Here is a 1,805-nt window from a genome sequence, read left to right as displayed (position 1 = left end):
CCTTCCATGACATGCATCATCATCGATCGCAACCTTCGAATATTCCTCGTCATTCTGGAAGAAACCTGTAAAGTACCGATGACAATGATGATAAACACAATGATCGCTACAGTGGCCAAAATTTTACGGATATGTGCGGTTTCAGTTAATAACGACTTCATTGGAACGAGGGCAAGCGTTGACCACCCTGTATACTCTGATTTCCGCATGATGACTAGAAAAGAGGTTTGGTTAATGATCCTTTCCACCGAACCGTCTCTACCGCCAAGCTCCTGATTAAGCTTAATAATCGTTTCTTTGTCAAGTACACTACTACTCGGTTGATAGATGAATTCGTTCTTCCTGTCTACGACATATAACATACTGTCCGACGTAGGTTTGACATCATATATTTTCTTAACGATCTCGTCATTCAGATCGAACATGACCATTCCGATTAAATTCCGGTTATAGCGGAGTTCACGTCCCGTTACAATGGAATTGTTAAAGCCGGTTTGATGAAAATAAGCATGGCCTGACCCATTTTGAAGCAAATCATCCATCATCGGCGTGAATAAAATGTTCTTGTCGAGCCATGGGGAGCCAACGAAAAACACCTTTTCATTCAAGCCAATAACGGCTACACGCGAAATGTACGGCTTATAGGCAATCMGGGCGGATAAAAACTCTTCGATTCTTTTTTGTTCCTGAAACCACTCAAAGCTTGGTTCCTCCGTCTTGCTAAGCAGGGTGTCCAGTACGGTTTTGTTGGTAGCAACCACCGTATTTAATCGGCTAACTTCTTCTAATCGGAGATTCAAGGATTCGTCTGCCTGGCGAATGCTCTCCGTAACGGATGTAATCGCATTGTTCTTAACCGTTTCTCTCATGTACACATAAACAATGCTCGTCACTGCCACGATGCCAAGCAGAGTAACCAGGCTGAAGGCGACGAAGATTTTCCCCTGTATGCTTACCGTAGGTGAAATTAACTTTCTTAAGGAGGAAAACTTCATGGGTAAGTGCTCCTTTCTACTGCGCTAAGATTAGAAAAAAACATGAACCCTGCCCGGATGCCCGAGCTCGATTCATGCTTTTATATTACTCACAAGAAGGCGTTATGCATAGCCCTTGTCCATCATCTTCCACTTCAAGAAGAACGATGCCCGGACGTGTCCGAAACGGCGCCGTACGATCGTTTCCAAAAAATGTAGACCAGAGTCTGCCGTCGCGATCGATAAACATCGTTCCGTGGCCACCATGTGGTACCCCCACACGTCTGGAGGTGTAAGGCCCGTATATGTTATCTGCTGCGGCATACATTAAATCATAAGTACCGTCTACCCGTTTGTCGCCATTCCATTCCGCCGCACCAAGGATATACTTCCCTTTGTATTTCACGATAAAAGCTCCCTCATATCCGACGCGTTGTCCGTCTATGCATAGCAACTTGCGGGGCTCTTCCACGAATCCCGTCATATTCTTTTTCATTCGGGCTATTTTCCCGTCCTGCCAGACAAAATACACCTCGCCATCTTCATCGAGGAAAAAGCTTGAATCAATATCCGTATTCGTCATGCGGCCCATATCGATATAAGGACCTTCTGCGTGTCCAGACACGCTTTTGATCAACCCCGTGCCCCCGCCTTGCAGTGAATAAGTAATCCAGAATGTACCATACAAATAAATCATCTCAGGTGCCCAGAGACATGGATTCGGATAGATGTTATTCTCCCATGTACCATTTTCGGACAAATCCCATACCTTCGCAACATGATGCCATTGCTGCAAATCTGATGAGCTCCACACGTGCAATTGATTATTCC

Annotated in this window: 2 protein-coding genes; both read right to left on the bottom strand. The window is 45.1% G+C overall.

The window, feature by feature from the left end; genetic code table 11:
* Positions 1-995: cache domain-containing protein (locus tag AC1DUA_RS36045; RefSeq protein WP_477504305.1), on the bottom strand; the 995-nt coding region annotated here is incomplete at its 3' end.
* Positions 996-1,080: 85 nt separating this feature from the next.
* On the bottom strand, positions 1,081-1,805 hold a 725-nt coding region (locus AC1DUA_RS36040), incomplete at its 5' end, for a family 43 glycosylhydrolase (RefSeq protein ID WP_477504304.1).

This window comes from Paenibacillus sp. 01T422, assembly GCF_056398785.1.
Note: the sequence above shows the minus strand (reverse complement) of the source record. Positions and strands in the feature narration are given on the sequence as shown.